The organism is Phormidium sp. CCY1219, from assembly GCF_035615515.1.
GTDB lineage: Bacteria > Cyanobacteriota > Cyanobacteriia > Cyanobacteriales > Laspinemataceae > CCY1219.
Genome location: NZ_JAJENT010000051.1, coordinates 1 through 297 on the forward strand (window position 1 = coordinate 1; position 297 = coordinate 297).

Genomic DNA, 297 nt, shown 5'->3' on the forward strand with positions numbered 1-297 from the left:
TGTCGGTACGGCACATCTGACAATTTCCTTGTCCTGTGGCTGTAATAATCAAGGGTTGCTTGACCAATATGTTCAGTCGCTCTGGTGTGGATTTCCCAACACAAGCAGCATCTAGCCAATGTGTTTTAGTTAATTCTTGACCAGAGCGGTTAAACTTGATTCTACCACCGGTGCCTGTTTCTACAGGAAAGTCTGTTTGAGACAAAGCCCGATAGAAGGCCCATCGAGTTGAGTTGACGGCAGCAGCATCCTTGAATGGGCGCTTGGCAGACCACAGAATCTCGTTCAGTAATTCCG

At 47.5% G+C, this 297-nt stretch carries 1 pseudogene; it reads right to left on the reverse strand.

From position 1 onward, the window contains the following. Nucleotides 1–205 (reverse strand): annotated as a pseudogene (locus LKK83_RS00385) (RNA-guided endonuclease IscB); the annotation flags it as partial. Between the last annotated feature and the right edge of the window lie 92 nt (nt 206–297).